Below are 17,409 nucleotides of genomic sequence, written 5' to 3'. Positions count from 1 at the left end.
CACGGCTCTCCTTGTGTAAAAAAGTTTTTATGTTGGGGGCGGGGGTGGGGTGTGATTGAGGTTGTGGTCTTCGCCCCGCTTAGGGTGGGGGTCTGCAGGGCGTGCGACGCGGCGAGGGCCTTCGGGGTGGATTTGACGGAGGAGCACATCCCCGCCGGCGACTTCCCGGCTGTGCTGGCGGCGCTGTCGTACCTCGGCGGGGTGCCTGTGAGGTTTACAAACCCCATGTCTCTCCGTGGTCTGTACCTCATGCTGAGGCACCGCACCGGGAGGCTTCCCCTGGTCCTCGTTGGGGGGAGGCTGGTGCACAGCGGCCCAGTGCCCAGCGCCCTCGAGCTGGCGGAGAGGCTGAGAGCGGCGCTTGGAGAGTCTTATGGATCTCCGTCTTAGAACCCCCGGGGCTCCATAGTGACAGACGGGGGCCCGCCGGCCTACGAGGCTCCCGCTGGGCGTGTGGAGAGTTGCGAAACTGCACTTGTCTCCCCACCCATGAGCCAGGTAGAGGTCGCATGAGTCGCGCTGGCAGTGGCGGCGGTTGCGAACATACAGCTGAAAACGCCATGGCGCCGCCCACTTGGGTAATCGCGTCCTAGCCCAGCATTTTCAAATTTTTAAGCCGTCTTCCGGATCTTTACGTGGCTTTGGTGATCTCCCCACCGATCGCCGAAATTCTCAGAAGGGCGGCGGGCGGCCGTGATCTCGAAGAGTTTTTAGTAGAGTTGCTGGCGGCGAGGCTGGACCCCCCAGAGCGGGTTGAGGTCTATCTAAAGCTCCACGAGAAGTACTTGAGGGAGGCTGAGGAGCTGTATCAAAAGGGCGACCTCCAGCAAGCTGGTGAGAAGTATTGGGGAGCTGTCACCGCTCTGCTCAGCGCAATTGCGGAGAGGCGGGGCCTCCGTCACTTCAGCCACAGGGACTACGCCGAGGTCGTCGAAGTACTGCATGAGGAGTCTGGAGACGGCGACATCCCCCGGCTTTTCGCCTCCGCAGAGAGGCTACGCGCAAATTTCTACCACGGCTTTCTGAGAGAGGCATCGTTTAGAATTCATAGAAGCGACGTGCTGACGCTCGTCGAAAAACTCAAGAAATTCCTCAAATAGGCCCATGCGGACAGAGAGACAACCCTCAGCGGAGGGACTTAACTACGGCCTTTCTGGGGGAGGGCAGAGATTTTAAGAGTGGTATTATCTCGAAATATGAGACTCATGATTCTGGCTTTGATAACTGTGGTGGCGTCGGCATACTCCTTTCAAGTGGTCACCGACAGAGGACTATCTGTAGGTAATCTCTATAACGCAATTGGTTACCTGCCGCCTGGTTGGTATAGCTATAGATTTTTTAACGTAAGTAGCGGGTTCTGGCTAGATGTAGTTGCGGATAGGCATGTCCAGGTTTTGGTTTTTTCAAATTCTACGTTCTCTAAAGAGGGTCTCAAGGCGAAGCCGCTGTGGTCAGCTTATGGCATTAATGTATCTTCGTGGATTCCCTTGGGGAGGGGGAGATATGTCGTGGTTGTGAACAACAACGGGACAAGTCCTGTTGTTTTTAGACTAGCTATAAATCGAAGCGCGCCGATCGGCGTTTCCGACTACGGCGTCGTTTTTACAAATCCTCCGGTTGTGTACAACTACACTACTAGAGAATTCAGATTACGAGTGGTCTGGCTGGGCGGCGAGGCGGCGAGCCCGCGCGGCGATGCCTACAGCATACAGCTAAACGTATATGCTGAAGTTAATACTTCGAAAGGAATTCACTACTACTGGCTACAAAACGTTATACAGTTTTATAATGGAAAATTTAGAATTCTAAATAACATATGGAATCATACCGATGCGTTCAGCTATCTTAGTAAAGAAGTTATAAAGGGGCTGGGTAATGTGGGTAACGATCGCAACCCCCAAGGAGTTTTAGAAGACTACTATTATAAAATTGCTTTTGATTTTAAAGACGCCGCACCACCAATAAACACTTCTCTATATATTAAAGTCGGCGTTAGGTCTGATGGGAGGCCGTGGTTTGCCTTTGGCTATGATGTTGGACGTGGTGTTGAGTGGTATGACAACGTGACTTTAAACTTGGCGGCACGTAGCGTGGCCATTGCCGTAAGGGGGCTGAAGAAGAATCCACGTGGTCTTGAGCTAAACGCGGAGGGAGTCGTGGGGGGAATGTGTTGCCGCGAGCATGCAGATTTTAAGAAGATTTCAGTCGTGCTTCAGCTCGAATACTGGAACGGCACGCACTTCGCCGCAGTTCCGAGTTTTGTAAATTTTGGACAAGCCACCGCAGAAACCGCATCAAACATAAAGGTCGTCGCGTTGTACGGCAGAGGAGCCAATCTTACTCGGGGTGTATATCTGCCTGAGTATATGTGGAGTAGATATGTGCCGATTTACATCTCCGACTATGATCGAAGGGGCTGGGTAGTGGTTTTCAACGGCACTTTTCTAAACTTGACGAGGCCCCCGCTTATAGACTTTGGCAATAGAACGCGTGTAAGATATCTGGGGAATAGTTTAGGTGTGGGTGGCGTAGTCGTGACTAAGCCGCTGGAGGTCGTATTCCGCTGGCAGAGGGAGTACTTAGTTAGGGTGTCTGGACCTGTGGAGAGAAGTGAGTGGGTCCCCGAGGGTGGGGTGTATGAGTTTAGCCCGCCTCCTGTCGTAGACTTCGGCAACGCGACGCGGCTTGTCTTCGAGGGGTGGCGGCTTGGGGGGGTCTACAGGGGGTCCGTGAGCTTTGTGGTGAGGTCGCCGGCGGAGGTTGTCCTTCTATACAGGCGGGAGTACTTGATAACTCTTGTAGATGTGGCTGGGGTTTCGCGTTACTGGGTTGCGGCTGGCTCAGTCTTTTCCCCGAGGGTGGAGTCTATTATCGACTTTGGCAACGGCACCAGGGCGGTTTTGAAGGATCTGAAGCTGGGCAACGTCTCTATATCCTCTGTAGTGGTGAATGCCCCGGCGACTATAGTTGTGGAGAGGGGGTATCAGTATTTTGTAACTTACCGTGTGTATAACGAGTCGGGCGGCGTGTGGGTTGAGAGGGGAGGCTCCGCGCCTCTGCCGCGGCTTGCGGTTTTGTATCTTGGAAACGGGACGAGGCTCGTGCCTCTTGGCTATAACTACAGCGGGCCGGTGTACAAGCCTATGCACATCGTTGCCGAGTACAGGCGGGAGTACAACATTACGCTTCACCTATATAGTAGAGATGGCGTCTATCTAGGGCCTCACTACGTAGGCTGGGCGCCGGGGCCGCCCAGGCAAGTGGAGTGGCGCGGCGTTGCGGTGAGGGTGGAGGCCAGGTCGCCGCCGCCAGAGGTGGAGGCCGTGGCTGACGTAGGACACGTCGAGCTGGAGGTTAGAGACTTTTTGTCAATGCCAGCGCCGTTCAGCGAGGTGTCTATATCGTGCGGAAACTACACCACGAAGGCTGTAACAGACGCGGCGGGCCGATCAAGGCCACTGCTTCCACTCAACTACAAGTGCGAGGTCTCTAGACCGGCCGTGGGCGTCTACAGCGTGGCTGTGTTGGTGGGTGGAGGCGTCTTGGTGGGCCTCCTCGCCGTGCGCCGGGGGCGCTAGGGGAGCACCTCCCTCAGTAGGCGGTAGGCGTTTCGCCACATAACGGCCTCTACTTCCTCGTCGCGGAACCCGGCGGCTTTCAGAGCTTTTACAAAGTTGTCTATTTTGTCGACTGATTCAAGTCCATGGGGGGTGGTGGAGATTCCCAGGTAGTCTGTGCCCACGGCGATAATCTCCACGCCGAATTTGTCCCTTAGGTAGGAGGCGTGTTTAGCCAAGTCGCGTGGGGTGGGGGACTGGGATATGGTGGATGGTATGAAGGTGAGTCCCACTACCCCGCCTCTGTCCGCCAGGGCCTTGAGGACCTCGTCGCCGACGTTGCGGGGGTGGGGGGTTACGCCTCGGGCGTTGGCGTGGCTGATGACCACCGGCTTCCTAGCCTCTCTCAACACGTCGAGCGCCGTGACCATGCCGGCGTGGGCAAGGTCCACGACTATCCCCAGCCTCTGCGCCGCTTCTACCAGCTCCGCGCCGGCCTCGGTGAGCCCCCTGTCGTTTTTGGAGTAGCAGGAGTGGCCCCACCTGTTGTCGAGGTTCCAAGTGACTCCGAGGCCGCGTAGCCCCAGTCTGTGCCACAGGCGGAGGTCCCCCACGTCGTGTACGACGTCCGCCCCCTCGAGGGTGATGAGGAATTTGAGGCCCGGGGCGTACAGATCCCCTCTCGTCTCTACGATCTTTACGCCGTGCCTCTCGGCGATGGCGTGGTAGACCTTTACCCCCTCCCACGCAAGCCTCACGTCGGGGGTCCACGCCCCGTAGGCGTTTACGAAGGGGAACACGGCGGCGAATACCAGCTCTGCGCCGGCTCTCCTGAGCTTGGGGAGGTCGCTCTGCCTCCCTCCGGCGTCGGCGTCAAAGGGGGGCGGGCTGAGGGAGGTGAGGAAGTAGAAGGCGATGTCCTGGTGCAGATCTACAAACATCACCCCTCGAGCTCCTCGACCAAGCTTCTCAACTCGTCCAGCGCCTCCTCCACCGCCTCGCAGTCGCCGTCCTCTACCGCTGACTCGAGCTGGTCGATAACCGCCCTCAGCCTCTTCACCAATTCCTTGTCCATGCCTCTTTCATAACTCTGTTTTTTAATTATCTCCCCCTCGCGTTGCCCCACGCCGCTATGTGGAGGCGGGGGGTTACTCTGAGGCCGTGTCTCAGAGCCGCGTCCCATATCCTTCTGAGCACTGCGGCGTGCTCCTCGGGGGTCTCGGCCATAGGCATAAGAAAGACCCGCCCCCGGGGTATCCCCCGGGCCTCGACGTAGGCGGCGGCTTCCTCCACGTCCCCCTCGTCCCGGACCACGAATTTAAACCACGCCTTGGGGCTCGAGGGGTAGAAGGGGTGGAGGGGGGCCTTCACCCCCGCGTTGGACAGCTTTGGGGACACGTCGTAGTAGTCCACGCACCGGTCGAGCCCGGCGCTTGGGGGGTAGACTCCGCTTGTCTCGACCTCCACGGCGCCGAGCTTCCTGAGCCTGCACGCGAGGTCCTCCAGCCCCCTCCCCAGCCATATCAGCGGCTCACCGCCCGTCACCACGACGTGGCCCCTCACCCCCAGGGAGGCCGCCTTTTTCACGACGTCGTCGACGTCCATCTCCACCCCCGCCCCGTAGTCCCATGAGTACTTTGTGTCGCAGTAGGCGCACCGTATGGGGCACCCCGCCAGCCTCACAAACACCGCGGGCTTGCCTATGTTCACCCCCTCTCCCTGGAGGGAGGCGAAGATCTCCAAGACCCTCATGGCGGCGGCTTGAACCTAAGCCTCAGCTTCACCACCTCCCCCAGCACGCGGGTGATGTAGCCCTCCGCCTTGGCGCGGTCTATACCCCTCTCGGCGTAGATGAAGCGCATCACCTCTTCGTACTTCTTAAACTGCTCGTTGAGCCTCTTCCAGGGGATGCCCCTCAGCTTCTCCGCCAGCTCTCTATCCACGGGGAGGGCGCCCCCGGCCATTAGGCAGGCCAGTATGGGGTAGCCCACGTAGCCCCGGTGCACCGTCCCGTTGTCGTTGCTGTATGCGTACCCGCCCGCGACGTATACGGTGTAGGTCTTGTCGCCCTCGGAGGACACCACCTCGCACCTCCCGGGGGCCAGCACCCTGACCCTGCCGTCTGCCAAGGCGCCTAGGGCCTCCAGCACCTTTATCCTAGGGGGCAGACGCAGGTTCACATGGCTTTTTCGGTTATTAGTTTTTCAATATTTTCCACATAGCGCCTCGCCTGCTCCGGGAGGTATTTGTGGATGTCTGTGGTGACGAAGCCGCGGATTAGTAGCGACACGGCCTCCTCGTAGGTGAAGCCCTTGGCCATTAGGTAGTTGATCTCCTCCTCCGCCAGCCTCCCGATGGAGGCCTCGTGGGTCAGTGCGGCGTCGCTGTGGCGGGCGGCCAGTTGCGGGATGGTCACGATATTGGCCCGCTCCGACATCAGCAGTCCGCTACACTCCACGTGGCCCCTCGCCGGGCTCCACGCCTCCACCAAGGCCCGCATCGTCACCGTAGAAGACCCAGCGGCGATGGCCCTTGTCGCCAGCTCCACGCCGGCGCCCCGCCCCTCTAGCGACGCCACGGTGCCTATATCAATCACCGCGTCTCCCAGGCCCAGCACCACGGAGACGGAGTGGGCTCTGGCCCCCTCTTTCAGCACAATCCGGGGACTTGTCTGGAGCGTCTTCACGGAGGCGAGGTTGGCGTAGTACTCTACATACTCGCCGCCCTCCTCAACGAGGACGCCGGTCCTGGGCCTTACGTGAGCCGCCTTGTTCCAGCTGTGGACCATGATAAACCTAAGCCTGGCCCCTTTCATCACGTAGAACTCGGAAATACCCACGTGAAGACCCACCGCCTCCGGCGCAATGGCGCACCCGGTGTAGACCACCGCCTCGGCCCCCTCCTCTACTATAACCACATTGTGAGGCGCCTGGAGGCCTCCCCTCACAATAGAGAGACATGCGAGGATTGGCTCGCTCACCTTGACGCCGCTCTTTACTCTTATGACGTAACCCCCCACCCCCCTCAAGGCGGCCGCCGCGGTGTATTTATCCAGGTGCGGCGGCACTAGGCGCCAGAGGTAGTCCCTCGCCACGTCTCTGTACTCCTCTACAAACTCCTCTAGTCTATACACCTCGACGCCGGGTATTCTGCTTAGGTATCTAAAGTAGGCGTTGTCCGCCTGTATGTAAAACGCGGCCGCCGCTGTGGAAACCCCCACGCGCCCCGCAACTGAGGCAACCGCCTCCTCCTCCAAGAGGCCCCGCCCCTCTCCAAAGGCCGTCACGTCAATATCCGGCCCGTACGGCGCCGGTTTATCCAGCGCGCTCCTTGCCTTGTGCCTAACCTCCTCAAACCAGCTTTGAGAAGCCATAGCTAAACACCTCCTCGATGACCTCCCGCCCTCCGCACCTCCTAAGACCCCCGCCGTGGAGAACGCATACCCGAGTTGGAGGGAGGTGCCTAGCAATATGGGCGCTGTGGGTCACTACTAGAAGCGCCGCTGTCTCCGCCAAGGCTCTGAGCCCCCTCCCCACCACGGCGAGGCTCTCCACGTCCACGCCGCTGTCCGGCTCGTCGACTAGGGCCACCTTAGGCCTCTGTGCAATGACTGTGGCTAGCTCAACCCTCTTCCCCTCCCCTCCGGAGAGCTTCCCAACCTCCCGATCTAGTAAATGTTCAACCTCAACCACCTTCGCCACCTCGTGGGGGTCGCACCCACTTTTCCTACAGATGTGGCGGAGAAGTGTGCCCACCTTTACCCCCTGGAGCCTCGGCGGAGTTTGGAAGGCGAGGGCGAGGCCCCTAGCCGCTCTATCACAAGGTTTCAGCCCAGTTACATCCTCGCCGTTTAACAAGACGCGGCCCCCCACCACGTTATAACCTGGAATACCCATCACAGCCTTGAGAAGCGATGACTTCCCCGCCCCGTTGGGCCCCAGTATGTAGAACACACCGCCTCGGGGAACCGCCAGAGATATGTCACTGAGCAGAAGACGCCCCCCTACAGATACAGAAACGCCCTCCAACACAAGAGACACATATATGAGAAGTACATCAGTTTAAATATGTAAAGATGCATGCAGTGCACAAAGCTGACGACCACATCGCACACACTTGTGTTTAACACGTAGGGGGTGTAAAATCTGCGTCGGCTAAGGCACAGGATCGTAGACGTTAAGCAACTGTACCCCCAAGGCCAGGGGGTATACGGGGCCCGCGGGGGGTGGCGTCAGGAGGTGTAGTTAAAGAACAACCAGCTTTTTTAAAACCTCTTGCTTGTCGACTCTTACGCCGCCGAATTTAGAGGCGAGGATGTAGACGCGGCCTCCCACCTCTACGCCGGAGAGGTCCAGCCTCTCGCCTTGGGACTCCACGACGCGGATGTCGCCCTCGGTGGAGGCGCCGGAGAGCGAGGCCTCGCCCCTCAGCTTGTAGATGGAGATGGAGTAGGCAGAGGCCCCCGCCTGTAAGGTGCCCCTTACCCCCTCGACGATTAGCTCCCCCGCTATCTTCGCCCCGCCCAGCGCCACGGGGCCCGCCGCATCTACCACGGAGACGTGGCCACCAGCCGACAGGCCGCCGGCCGCCACGGAGCCTTTCACAGACCAGAGGACAACCCCCACTGCCCTGGCCCCCGTCAGGTCTACCCCGCCCTCCACCGTGTCTATGTATATGTTTCTAAACCGGGAGCCCCCCAGTCTCACGGCGCCTCTCACGCTGTGGATGTAGAGGTCGGCCCCCCTGGCCTCTGAGAGGTCCACGTCGCCCACCACGTACTGCACTATTAGGGGGCCGTGTATCTTCGCCCCCCTCAGCCTCGGCGCCGAGTCGAACACCTCGCCCCCCGGGAGGTTGCAGCCCTCGCAGTCCGGCGTGAAGGCCAGCGATCTCCGGCACCGCTTGTCCCTCACGCAGTTGGGGTCGTGGTAGGGGCAGTAGCCGCTTTCCAGCGCCGGCCTCCCGCAGAAGCACCTCACGTAGGGGGAAAAGGTTATATTTTTTAACTTGGGTGGAGGCGTCGGAGTGGTGAAGAGCCGGAGTACCTCCGACGTTGAGGAGAACCCGCCCCCCTCGCGCCGCTACATCCTCATGTCGATTAAGCCCAGGTTCGGCTGGGAGATCCTCAGCGGCCGCAAGAAGTACGAGCTGAGGAGGCTGGCGGGGCCCCTCGTGGAGCCGGGGGACGTGGTTTACCTCTACTTCACCAAGCCCACAGCCGCCGTGGCCGGCCGCTTCACGGCAGGAGTCGTGTTCGTCGCGCCCCCCTCCAACATTCCGCAACTGCTGGCGGAGCTCGGCGACGTGGGCGTCGGCGGGGAGGACATGGAGTACGTCCGCGGCGCGAGATACGCCATGCTCATCCAGGTGAGGGAGCACGCCCAGTGCCGCGCCCCCGTCAAGCTGAGCGACCTGGGCCTGAGGCCGCCCCCCAGCTACAGACGGCTGGACAGGTACATGGGGGCGAGGCTGGACGAGCTTTGTGAACCCCCGCCTAAGCCAGGCACTTGACGCCGAGCTCCTCCTCCCCGGCTACTCTGCACAGGTTTTTATCGGCGGTGACTAGTATATCCGCTTTTACATACCTCGCCGAGGTGATTTGCAACGCATCTGCTTGATATATGTGGTGCTTCTCTATTAACCTCCACGACTCTCTCAGCAAGTCTGCGGTGATTCCCACTACTTTCAAAACGCCTAGCGAGACGAGCCTCCTCGTCTCACCTAGAAAATTTCTCCGCGCGGCTCTCCACGCCTCCTCTGTCAGCACGCCGCGCCTCAGGTAGCGGTCGAAAACGCCGAGGGTCTCCCCCACGTTCCAAAGTGAGAAGCTGAGCTCCACCTCGCCGTCTAGCGAAGAGTCGTACAGCTCCACCACGTAGTCGCTGTGCTTCTCAAAAACATACCTCTTCACAATGGCGCTGGTGTCTAGATAGAAGACTCTTGCCTCATTTTCCATACCTCCTCCCCCGCGTCGGCGGGGCCCACAGGCTTCACAGGCCTCACCACAAGCGGCGCCTTCTCATCGGCCAGCCCGGCGAAGAGGTCGGCGAGGAGGTAGTTCCTAATCAACTCCTCGAGAACCGCGCTTGCGGTCCTCCCCTCCGCCGCCACCTTCTTCTCAAACCTCTCCCACAGCGCCGCATCCAGCGAAATACTCGTCTTTTTCCTCTTCGACACCCCTCCCCTACCCACAGTGGTAAATACCTCTAGATTTAAATACCTTGTAGCTCACGGCAGGCGGGCTCTGCGGCTCCGCCGCGTTCACCTGTCGCGAGCGGAAGGACTCCTCACGCCTCGGCGTATATATCCAGCGCCCGGGTTTTTATAGGTGGATAAAGGCTTTAACCCCCTTGTCTCTGGCGGACGTGTACCGTCTGAGGATTAGGGGTATATACGCCACCGCGCTGACCAAACTGGCCCTGGACTGGGGCTTTAAGGTGGTGCAGCCCACCGAAAAGATCGCAAAACGCCTCGCCATTGATAGGGACGTGTCTCCGCCGGATGCCACGGTTAAGGACCACGAGTCGAAGACGGGGATCGTGGTGGTGGGGAAGTGCGAGGTGGTGGAGGCCTTTCTAGAGAGGCTTTCTCAATACGCCGATCCCTTTATCGCCAGGGCTAGGGCAGGCGTGAAGGAGGTATTCGCCGGGAGGGCGGTGGGCGAGGCGGCGGTGGAGGGCCCCGGAGGCGAGGTGTACGAAGTGCCGAGCCGCTACGTCCTCACGCCGGGGTCCGTGGGCGTATACACGGTGGCGAAGCCGCCCATCGGCCCCCACAGAGGGGTGGCGGTGCCGGAGATCGTCGTCGACGGCGAGTACCTCGAGCTGAACACCACGGGGAGGGTGACGTACAGCGAGCACATCCCCCCGGAGGACAGGCTGAGGCTGAGGATACTCGCGGAGTCCCGGCTGAGGCAGTACGCCACCCTCGGGCTGAGGTTCAAGTCGTCGGCACGCTACGCCGACGAGGAGGCCCTGGCCCGGGAGGCGGAGTCCCTCTACCAAGAGCTCCTGGCGCTTTCGAAAGGCGGGGCGCCCGGCGAGGTGCTGAGGCGTGGTAGCTGCCTCGCGATCGCCCTCTTCGACAAGTGGGGCAAGGAGAGGCTGGACGATGCCAGGGCCTCGGTTGTCCCAACGGCTAGGGGGCACCACGCCCTCAGAGCCCAGGGGATTGGGAGATGCGTAGACCTCCTCGACTACGTCGGCGGCGACGTGTACGAAAAGGCGGCGGAGTACCTGGCGAAGGGCGAGGTGGCGATTTACCACGTGAAGCCCTGGGGCGACGTGGTGAAGATGAGGGGGGAGTCCATAGGCGTGAGGGGCGGAGTCCTGGTGGTGAAGAGGTTGCTCAAGCCGGGGGGCGTGCTGGACGGAATCGGCGTCGAGATCGGCAGGGGCTACTACGCGCTGACGTGCATACCCCGCGGCGCCTGGTACGTGGTACACACCTACTACACCCCCGACGGGAGGCCGGTCGGCACATACATCAACCTCAACACCGAACCCGAGTGGGGCCGCCGCGTCTACTACATCGACCTCCTCGTCGACAAGGCCGTGACTCAGCAAGAGGAGAAGATCCTCGACCTCGAAGAGTTTAAGAAATACACCGCGTTCTTCCCACGGCGTCTAAAGGACCCCCTAGCCCACGCGCCCGCTGGGAGGCCCCAGTGCACCGAGAACGGGCTAGTCGACATCTCCGGCCGGTAGAGTTGTATAGAGTTATAATGGTGTATGCGTGGAGAAGACGACTATAGCCGTGTCGAAAAAACTTCTGCAGGTTGCGAGAGTGAAGGAAAGGCTCGGGGCGAGGTCCATGGAGGAGGCCATATCCAGAATACTACAGGAGTACAAGCTTCTGAGGAGGAGAGTGGCCATACTGGAGATGCTGGAGAAAAACCGGGGGGGGGAGGCGCGGCCTCCGTCGAGGAGCTACTTGAAGATAGGAGGAGATGGGGGTCCCCGCGGAGGCTCTCCTAGACACCTCAGCGCTGATCGAGGTGCTAGACAGAGAGGCTAGAGCTACTACCGGACTAGCCCCATCTCTCAAAATCGGTATATGAATATATTAGGTGTAAAGGGGGAGGCGGTTTTACAAGATGAGGCTTGAGGAGGCGTTCACCGTGCTCCCCATAACAAACGAGGTGGTTGAGGTAGCCGCCGACGTCTTCGCCCAGCTGAAGAAAAGAGGCACAGCGGTGAGTGAAAACGACATATACATAGCGGCGACCGCCATCGCCCACGGGCTCCCCCTATTGACAAGAGACAGAGACTACCTGAAAATTGGGGAGGTGGCCCCGGCGCTGCGCCTCTACCTAGTTGACTAGGTCTGGGACAGGGCGCCTTCGGCCACGGCCGCCACCTTTACCTCGGCCCTCAGCCCCTCCTCTGCGTACGCCCTCGCCACGGCGCTTTTCACGGCGTCGGCGTCTCTGTCCAGCACGAGGGCGATGACGGAGGGCCCCGCGCCAGAGAGGGCGAAGCCCAGGGCCCCCGCCTCCAAGGCGTATCTCCTCGCCCTGTGGTACCCCGGCACCAGAGGCGCCCTGGCCGCCTCCACCACCTCGTCCTCCATTCCCCTCGCCACCAGCCTGGGGTCGGACAAGGCGAAGCCGGCCACCAGCGACGCCACTCTCGAAATCTGCCTCACATAGGTGCGGAACTCCACCTCCCGCGGAAGGACCTCCCGCATCATCTTAGTCTTGTTCGGCATAGGCGGGACGTCCGGCACCCCCACCACGAAGGTGAGCCTAGGCGTAAACTTGACAAAATCCACGGGAGACAGCGAGGTTAGCACAACGGCCCCCCCGAGTGCCGCCCCCGCCACGTTGTCAAAATGCGGACTCCCCGCCGCCGCCGCCTCGCCGAAGCCCGCCGCCTCCACCACCAGCCGCGGGTCAACCCTAACCCCAGCCTCTCTTATAAAACCCGCCAGGGCCGCCACCGCCGAGGCGCCGCTACTCCCAAGCCCCCTGGCGACGGGGATGTGGTTAACCACCTCCACCTCCACCCCCCGGCACACCCCGGTAAGCTCGAAAAACCGCCGAAAAGCCCGTACCACGGTGTTATCACCGCCGGGGTCAAAACCCCTAAACCTCACCTCCACGCCGCAACCAGACCCCACCTTGACATACGCCTCAGCCACGTAGGCGTCGTGCGCCACCGCAACCACGTCGAAACCAGCCCCGAGATTAGCGCTAGTAGACGGAGCCCTCATACCCCCACCACCCGCCGGCTCCCCAAGGCGACGCAGAACCCCACGCCGCCAGCCCACCTATATACATCAAGGAGCAAAATCCATAGATATATAAACTTTAAAAACGCCCCACCCCAGGAAAACTTATAAAACAGACAATACAAAAATCCACAGATAGTAATCCAAGAATATTACAAACAGATAGTTATAAACATAGAGTCTTTGATATACAGACCCGCGGCGTCTAGCCGCCCCCGTGCCCAGCCTCCTGCGGTGGGGGATGTGGGTGGCTTCCCCATCCACTGCCCTCGCCGCTGGCGGCGTTGGGGGACAAGCCGGTAGCGCTGGGCGGGCCTCCCCGTCTGGCGCCGCCGGCGAAATCGGCGCCGACGGCCAGGCGCCGCGGGTCTCCCCTCTCCTATGCACACCGTTGTAGACGACTGTCATATTGGCAACTCATTTATAACCCGGCTATGTCCACCTCATGGCTATTGACTATTTGGTGTTTTACCTCGTTCCCAACCTCATCGGGGGGTTCTACGCCTTTATAATGGCGCTGGGAGCTGTGAAGAGGGTGAGGGGGCGCCGGGCGCCGCCCGTCGAGAACTACCTCGTCGTGGTGGTAACGGTGGGCGACGGCAGGGTCCTCCCGGCGCTGTTGGAGACGGTGGCCCAGCTGGAGCGGCTGGGGCTCAGGTACGTGGTTGTCTCGTCGCGGCCCCTCCCCCTGCGTAGCGTGTTGGTGGTGCCGCCGGAGGAGGACGGCTCTAAGTACCGCGCGGTTAGGTGGTTTGTGAAGAACTACGCCAGGCCCGACGTGTGGTACGTCTTTCTCGACGACGACAGCTACCCCCTAGACACCCGCTTCCTCAGCGACATCGCCTACTACGGCGCGAGGGGCTACGTGGCGGGCAACGGCGTCTTGGTGCCTAGGCCGGGGAGATCGCCGCTTGCCTACGCCCTGGACTGGGTTAGGTGGTTCCACGACGTGACGATTTACCGCTTCGCCATGGAGTTGCTGAGGAGGCCGGTGTTCGGCATGCACGGCGAGCTCCTAATAGTGAGGGGAGACGTGTTGAGAGAGATCTGGCCCGCCATGGGGGACACCGTCACCGAGGACTTCCGCTTCGCCATGGAGCTACTCAGAAGGCGCTACAAGACCTTCCAGTCGGCTACCCGCGTCTCGATTAGAAGCCCGAACTCCCTCGCCGACTTCGTGAGGCAGAGGGCCAGGTGGGCCAGCGCCCTGAGAGACGCGGCGAGGTACAGAAACACCCCCTACATAGGCCTAATAGCCGCCGGCTTCGCCCTCTGGACGGCGGCCCCCTCCACGTGGCTCTACGGCCCCAGCACGCCGCTACTTATCGCAACTATATACGCCGCGGTGTACCTCTACGGAAGCCTCAAAGCCAGGCGCTACGTCCTAGACGTCTGGCTCGCCTCCCTACTCGAGCTAGTCGGACTCGCCGCCGGCATCGTCAAAAAAGGCAAAACCTTCTACATCCTAGACAAGACGTAGCTTTTTTAAGCTCGGTGGGAGGTTCGTAGACTTTTAAAAGCCGGCGCTCGCGGTGTTTTTTGGCTTTTGCCAGCGCAGACGGGTATCCCAGCCCAGTCTACCCCCCGGCGCGTCTCTAGCCATCTGCGATGCGGGTCAGCACATCTACGTAGTGGACCACGCCGCAACGGGGCAGGGGCCTAATGGGGGCACGCCTATGTGGCACATCGAGATGCTCCAGAGGGCAGACGGGACCTTGGCAGAGACGTGGAGCGGTCCGGCAGAGCTCGGCCAGCTCTGGGCGTGCTCCACGGCGGGAGGAAAGCTGGTGACGTTGGAGGATAGCTACGGTAGGGGTGGCTCCGGGTACAGGGTTAAAATTTATAAATTGATGGATGAGGCCAACTGAGCCGCCGTAGTCTAGCGGTTAGGATGGCGGGTTGTGGTCCCGTTGACCCGACGACCCACGAGGTCGGGTTAAGGTTCAAATCCCGGCGGCGGCCCCATGCAGTTTTTAAAGATCCACCTACGCGAGGGAGCCCTCACCGCTGGACAGACCTCTTGGTATAACTCGCCAAGGCCTCTTTAAGACTTTTAAGCGCGTTCTCCAGCTCGTCGCCCCACCTCACTCTGGCCCTCAAAACCTCGGCCTTGTCTGTAACTTCCCTCAACAGCTCCACTACAGCCACTGCGGCTTCCTCCCGTGTGCGGTACTTGGACCACGCCATGTCGGGATCGGGGCCGTGGTACTGATACTCGTGGAGATTAAGAGCGGTATTGGCGACAAAGTAAATCCCACTATACCCCACATCACTCAGCATTTTAGACAAAGCCATCAACCTAGAAGTCGGCACCCGGGAAACACCCGTCGTCTCTAGCCACCGCCTCTCCTCGTCGCCTCTGGCCAGAGTCTTCAGCTTATCCAGCTCCAGCCTCAATAAGGCGGCGATAAACGCCTTCCACGCCTGGAAGGCCTTCCCCGCGGCGTTTCTCACCAGGCCGCGGCGTAGGTATTCAAGAGCCAGCCCAGCCTCCACAAGCGCCTCAAGCAGACGCGCCGAGACGTAGTCCTCGGCTGTGGGCTTCGGGAGGGGCCTCTCCAAAACCTCCACATCCACGTACGTTGGGCAGGTTTAAAATCTTCTGTACGGAGAGCTGGGACTCTCTCACATCGCTAGCCCCTAGGGCGCGGCCCCGTCCGTGTGCGCCTTGGAGAAAGCCAGGTAGCAGTCGCCCGGGGCGCTCGGAGGACATAGGGGGTATTTCCCACCAACTCCCCTCTCAGAGGCCTTAGAGCGAGCCAATTCTCCACAAGAGTGTAGTGTTTAAAGAGGTGGGACGTGTGTATATAAATCCATGCGGCGGCTTTAGCTGTGAGCTGGGAGAGTTGGGCCGACTGGCTGAGCGACGCGGAGGACGACCTAGCCGCGGCGCTTGACCTCGTGAGGCTTGGGAGATACGCCAAGGCCTGCTTCCTCGCCCAGCAGGCGGCTGAGAAGGCGCTGAAGACCCTCCTTATTGCAAAAAGCGGGAGATACGCGGGGCCCCACAGCGCATTGGCGCTGGTGCTGGAGGCGGAGAGGCTCGGCCTAGCACCTCCCCCGGAGCTACGCGAAGCCGCGGAGGAGCTCGACCGCCACTACGTCCCCAGCAGATGCCCAGAGGCGTGGCCGTGGGGCCCGCCCCACGCCCACTACCGCGCGGCCGACGCCGAGAAGTGTATAAAAAACGCCGAGGCTGTTCTGGAGTATGTCAAAAGGGCTGTTGGAGGCGGCTAGGCGGAACAGGTCCCTCACAGCCGAGGAGCTGGCCCAGGCGTTGGAGCAGGACCTGAGGGGCGTGGAGGCGGCCGCGGCGTATCTACTCGGCTCCGCCGCCCGGGGGAGGTTCGTCCGGGGCCTAAGCGACATAGACATCTTGGTGGTGACGAGGGGCCCGCCTTCCTGGAGGGGGAGGACCGCCCATGTGGAGGCCGGCGACGTAAACGCGGTCTACATGTCGCTTGAAGAGGCCTGCGCCGCCTACAGAAGAGGCAACAACTTGGTGAGGGAGGCCCTTGACGAGGGGATACTCCTCGCCGGGGACCAGTCAACTGTAGATGAGAGCCGCCGCGTTGCGCAGACTACATAGGCGAGACGTATAAATTTAGAGTCGCGCCCAAACCCCATGTTTAGAGCCTCCGCCGTGAGGGCCTTTGAGCTCTCGCTCATATACGGCACATTGGCGCTGGGGGGCCGCGGCGGCGTGGAGCCTAGATATACCTGAGCTGTGGTATGCCGTGGCGTTGTTCTTCGCCGTGGACACCCTCATCGTCCTCTGGTACATGCCGGTTAGGTGCGCCTCTGACAGCGGCATCTACAAGCTATGCACACCCGTTAGATGCCTAGAAGTCAGGGTAGTAGAAATATTCGGTGAGGTAGCGGGCGGTGGAACAATCCCCACGACGCCCCGCGGCGCCTCATGCTGGGGGTGGCCCCTGCCCACCACCCAATTCCTCAGCTGTAGAGACCGGCTCTACTTCTCAACACCTCACTGCGGCGGGAGGTGGATGCGCATTAGAGGCGTGGTGAAGGGGAGGCAGAAGGAGGTTTGGCTGTGTGGTTGCCGCTAGGCGCAGTTGTGTCCACGAATCGCCCGCAGGTGGCTAAGGAGCTTACCGACCGCCCCGTGAAAGTAGCGGCGGTGCCCCTCTTACCAGGCGACCCGCGGTGTAGGGGCCGGTGTGTGGCGTGTGGCCTCGTCGAGCTGGCCGCTGGTAGGGCAGTTGTGTAATTTAAATAGTGCGTAGGTGGAGTTATGGATTTGTTGAGAATTGGCGTGTTCCTTCTGGGGGTGGCGGCTCTGATTGTGGCTGTGATTGGCCTTATGATCTACTTGGAGAGGCCGAGGCCGGCCCCCACGCCGCCTTTCTACGCCTACTGTGTGGATAAGTACGTCGTCGTGTCGGCTAACGCCGAGCTGAGGGGGGTGAAGGTCTACGAGCCGGGCGGCGCCGTTTACTGCGTATTTGACCAAGTCAAGGCGGGCTCGGACGCGGCCTGCCGCGTGGGCAACGGCACCCTGTACGTGGTGGAGTGGGAGGGCTATACCAAGGCCGTGCAGTGTGCCCCGCCCCCGCCTCCGAGGCCGGCCACGGATTAATGTTATAAACCAGCCGCCTCG

The 17,409-nt window shown here is 60.7% G+C and carries 26 protein-coding genes and 1 tRNA gene; 15 read left to right on the top strand and 12 right to left on the bottom strand.

Annotated elements, in window-relative coordinates:
* Positions 1-51 precede the first annotated feature (51 nt).
* From P186_RS04070 to P186_RS04060, 3 genes are all read left to right on the top strand, one after another.
* Positions 52-390: a hypothetical protein gene (locus P186_RS04070; RefSeq protein ID WP_014288139.1), complete on the top strand. Its 339-nt coding sequence runs from the start codon at positions 52-54 to the stop codon at positions 388-390.
* A 245-nt stretch (positions 391-635) separates the two neighbouring features.
* Entirely contained in the window at positions 636-1,100 is a 465-nt protein-coding gene (locus P186_RS04065) for a PaREP1 family protein (protein ID WP_014288138.1), read from the top strand.
* 96 nt (positions 1,101-1,196) lie between these two features.
* Positions 1,197-3,578: a thermopsin family protease gene (locus P186_RS04060; protein ID WP_014288137.1), complete on the top strand. Its 2,382-nt coding sequence runs from the start codon at positions 1,197-1,199 to the stop codon at positions 3,576-3,578.
* On the opposite strand, the gene P186_RS04055 is transcribed toward P186_RS04060, so the two are convergent.
* The 7 genes from P186_RS04055 to P186_RS04030 form a co-directional block, all read right to left on the bottom strand.
* Positions 3,575-4,498: a dipeptidase gene (locus tag P186_RS04055; protein WP_014288136.1), complete on the bottom strand. Its 924-nt coding sequence runs from the start codon at positions 4,496-4,498 to the stop codon at positions 3,575-3,577. The genes P186_RS04060 and P186_RS04055 overlap by 4 nt on opposite strands.
* A complete protein-coding gene (locus P186_RS14555) occupies positions 4,498-4,632 on the bottom strand; it encodes a hypothetical protein (RefSeq protein WP_257719878.1) in 135 nt (44 codons plus the stop codon). Before P186_RS14555 ends, P186_RS04055 begins: the two co-directional genes overlap by 1 nt.
* A gap of 26 nt (positions 4,633-4,658) precedes the next feature.
* Positions 4,659-5,309: a 7-carboxy-7-deazaguanine synthase QueE gene (locus P186_RS04050; protein ID WP_014288134.1), complete on the bottom strand. Its 651-nt coding sequence runs from the start codon at positions 5,307-5,309 to the stop codon at positions 4,659-4,661.
* A complete protein-coding gene (locus tag P186_RS04045) occupies positions 5,306-5,737 on the bottom strand; it encodes a hypothetical protein (protein WP_014288133.1) in 432 nt (143 codons plus the stop codon). The genes P186_RS04050 and P186_RS04045 overlap by 4 nt, the downstream gene beginning before the upstream one ends.
* The gene (locus tag P186_RS04040; RefSeq protein ID WP_014288132.1) at positions 5,734-6,930 is read right to left on the bottom strand and encodes a SufD family Fe-S cluster assembly protein; all 1,197 of its coding nucleotides are present in this window, start codon (positions 6,928-6,930) and stop codon (positions 5,734-5,736) included. Before P186_RS04040 ends, P186_RS04045 begins: the two co-directional genes overlap by 4 nt.
* Positions 6,908-7,597, bottom strand: coding sequence for an ATP-binding cassette domain-containing protein (locus tag P186_RS04035; RefSeq protein ID WP_193383991.1), 690 nt, complete (start codon positions 7,595-7,597; stop codon positions 6,908-6,910). The genes P186_RS04040 and P186_RS04035 overlap by 23 nt, the downstream gene beginning before the upstream one ends.
* Positions 7,598-7,801: 204 nt before the next feature.
* Positions 7,802-8,536, bottom strand: a complete 735-nt coding sequence (locus tag P186_RS04030) for a DUF4097 family beta strand repeat-containing protein (protein ID WP_014288130.1) — start codon at positions 8,534-8,536, stop codon at positions 7,802-7,804.
* Between the two features lie 112 nt (positions 8,537-8,648).
* Between P186_RS04030 and P186_RS04025 the strand changes: the two genes are divergently transcribed.
* Positions 8,649-9,068: an ASCH domain-containing protein gene (locus P186_RS04025; RefSeq protein WP_148683151.1), complete on the top strand. Its 420-nt coding sequence runs from the start codon at positions 8,649-8,651 to the stop codon at positions 9,066-9,068.
* Here P186_RS04025 and P186_RS04020 read toward each other — a convergent pair.
* Entirely contained in the window at positions 9,052-9,513 is a 462-nt protein-coding gene (locus P186_RS04020) for a type II toxin-antitoxin system VapC family toxin (RefSeq protein ID WP_014288128.1), read from the bottom strand. The two genes, P186_RS04025 and P186_RS04020, sit on opposite strands and share 17 nt — an antisense overlap.
* The gene (locus P186_RS04015; RefSeq protein ID WP_148682703.1) at positions 9,483-9,749 is read right to left on the bottom strand and encodes a ribbon-helix-helix domain-containing protein; all 267 of its coding nucleotides are present in this window, start codon (positions 9,747-9,749) and stop codon (positions 9,483-9,485) included. Before P186_RS04015 ends, P186_RS04020 begins: the two co-directional genes overlap by 31 nt.
* Before the next feature lie 173 nt (positions 9,750-9,922).
* Between P186_RS04015 and P186_RS04010 the strand changes: the two genes are divergently transcribed.
* From P186_RS04010 to P186_RS04000, 3 genes are all read left to right on the top strand, one after another.
* A complete protein-coding gene (locus P186_RS04010) occupies positions 9,923-11,263 on the top strand; it encodes a ribonuclease FAU-1 family protein (protein WP_148682702.1) in 1,341 nt (446 codons plus the stop codon).
* A gap of 28 nt (positions 11,264-11,291) precedes the next feature.
* The gene (locus tag P186_RS04005; RefSeq protein WP_014288126.1) at positions 11,292-11,573 is read left to right on the top strand and encodes a hypothetical protein; all 282 of its coding nucleotides are present in this window, start codon (positions 11,292-11,294) and stop codon (positions 11,571-11,573) included.
* 79 nt (positions 11,574-11,652) lie between these two features.
* Complete coding sequence (locus P186_RS04000; protein ID WP_014288125.1) at positions 11,653-11,880, top strand: PIN domain-containing protein; 228 nt, start codon at positions 11,653-11,655, stop codon at positions 11,878-11,880.
* Here P186_RS04000 and P186_RS03995 read toward each other — a convergent pair.
* Both P186_RS03995 and P186_RS03990 read right to left on the bottom strand, forming a co-directional pair.
* The gene (locus tag P186_RS03995) at positions 11,877-12,770 is read right to left on the bottom strand and encodes a homoserine kinase (protein ID WP_014288124.1); all 894 of its coding nucleotides are present in this window, start codon (positions 12,768-12,770) and stop codon (positions 11,877-11,879) included. The genes P186_RS04000 and P186_RS03995 overlap by 4 nt on opposite strands.
* Positions 12,771-12,893: 123 nt before the next feature.
* A complete protein-coding gene (locus P186_RS03990) occupies positions 12,894-13,196 on the bottom strand; it encodes a hypothetical protein (RefSeq protein ID WP_014288122.1) in 303 nt (100 codons plus the stop codon).
* A gap of 37 nt (positions 13,197-13,233) precedes the next feature.
* On the opposite strand from P186_RS03990, the gene P186_RS03985 reads away from it, so the two are divergent.
* The 3 genes from P186_RS03985 to P186_RS03975 all read left to right on the top strand — a co-directional run bounded on the left by P186_RS03985 (position 13,234) and on the right by P186_RS03975 (position 14,753).
* Positions 13,234-14,268 carry a glycosyltransferase family 2 protein gene (locus tag P186_RS03985; protein WP_014288121.1) on the top strand — a complete coding sequence of 345 codons (1,035 nt, stop codon included), beginning with the start codon at positions 13,234-13,236 and terminating at the stop codon, positions 14,266-14,268.
* A gap of 52 nt (positions 14,269-14,320) precedes the next feature.
* Complete coding sequence (locus P186_RS03980; RefSeq protein WP_148682701.1) at positions 14,321-14,656, top strand: hypothetical protein; 336 nt, start codon at positions 14,321-14,323, stop codon at positions 14,654-14,656.
* Positions 14,657-14,753, top strand: a tRNA-His gene (locus P186_RS03975).
* 36 nt (positions 14,754-14,789) lie between these two features.
* Here P186_RS03975 and P186_RS03970 read toward each other — a convergent pair.
* A complete protein-coding gene (locus P186_RS03970; RefSeq protein ID WP_014288119.1) occupies positions 14,790-15,365 on the bottom strand; it encodes a PaREP1 family protein in 576 nt (191 codons plus the stop codon).
* A 255-nt stretch (positions 15,366-15,620) separates the two neighbouring features.
* On the opposite strand from P186_RS03970, the gene P186_RS03965 reads away from it, so the two are divergent.
* The 5 genes from P186_RS03965 (at position 15,621) to P186_RS03950 (ending at position 17,388) form a co-directional block, all read left to right on the top strand.
* Positions 15,621-16,025 carry a HEPN domain-containing protein gene (locus tag P186_RS03965; protein ID WP_014288118.1) on the top strand — a complete coding sequence of 135 codons (405 nt, stop codon included), beginning with the start codon at positions 15,621-15,623 and terminating at the stop codon, positions 16,023-16,025.
* Positions 15,997-16,377 (top strand): nucleotidyltransferase domain-containing protein, encoded by a 381-nt coding sequence (locus P186_RS03960; RefSeq protein WP_148682700.1) that lies wholly within the window; start codon positions 15,997-15,999, stop codon positions 16,375-16,377. The genes P186_RS03965 and P186_RS03960 overlap by 29 nt, the downstream gene beginning before the upstream one ends.
* A gap of 148 nt (positions 16,378-16,525) precedes the next feature.
* Positions 16,526-16,858 (top strand): hypothetical protein, encoded by a 333-nt coding sequence (locus P186_RS03955; protein ID WP_148682699.1) that lies wholly within the window; start codon positions 16,526-16,528, stop codon positions 16,856-16,858.
* Positions 16,859-16,866: 8 nt separating this feature from the next.
* Entirely contained in the window at positions 16,867-17,019 is a 153-nt protein-coding gene (locus tag P186_RS13765) for a hypothetical protein (protein ID WP_158307125.1), read from the top strand.
* A gap of 24 nt (positions 17,020-17,043) precedes the next feature.
* A complete protein-coding gene (locus P186_RS03950; protein ID WP_014288114.1) occupies positions 17,044-17,388 on the top strand; it encodes a hypothetical protein in 345 nt (114 codons plus the stop codon).
* Positions 17,389-17,409 lie beyond the last annotated feature (21 nt).

The sequence above is a fragment of the Pyrobaculum ferrireducens genome (assembly GCF_000234805.1).
Lineage (GTDB): Archaea > Thermoproteota > Thermoprotei > Thermoproteales > Thermoproteaceae > Pyrobaculum > Pyrobaculum ferrireducens.
Note: the sequence above shows the minus strand (reverse complement) of the source record. Positions and strands in the feature narration are given on the sequence as shown.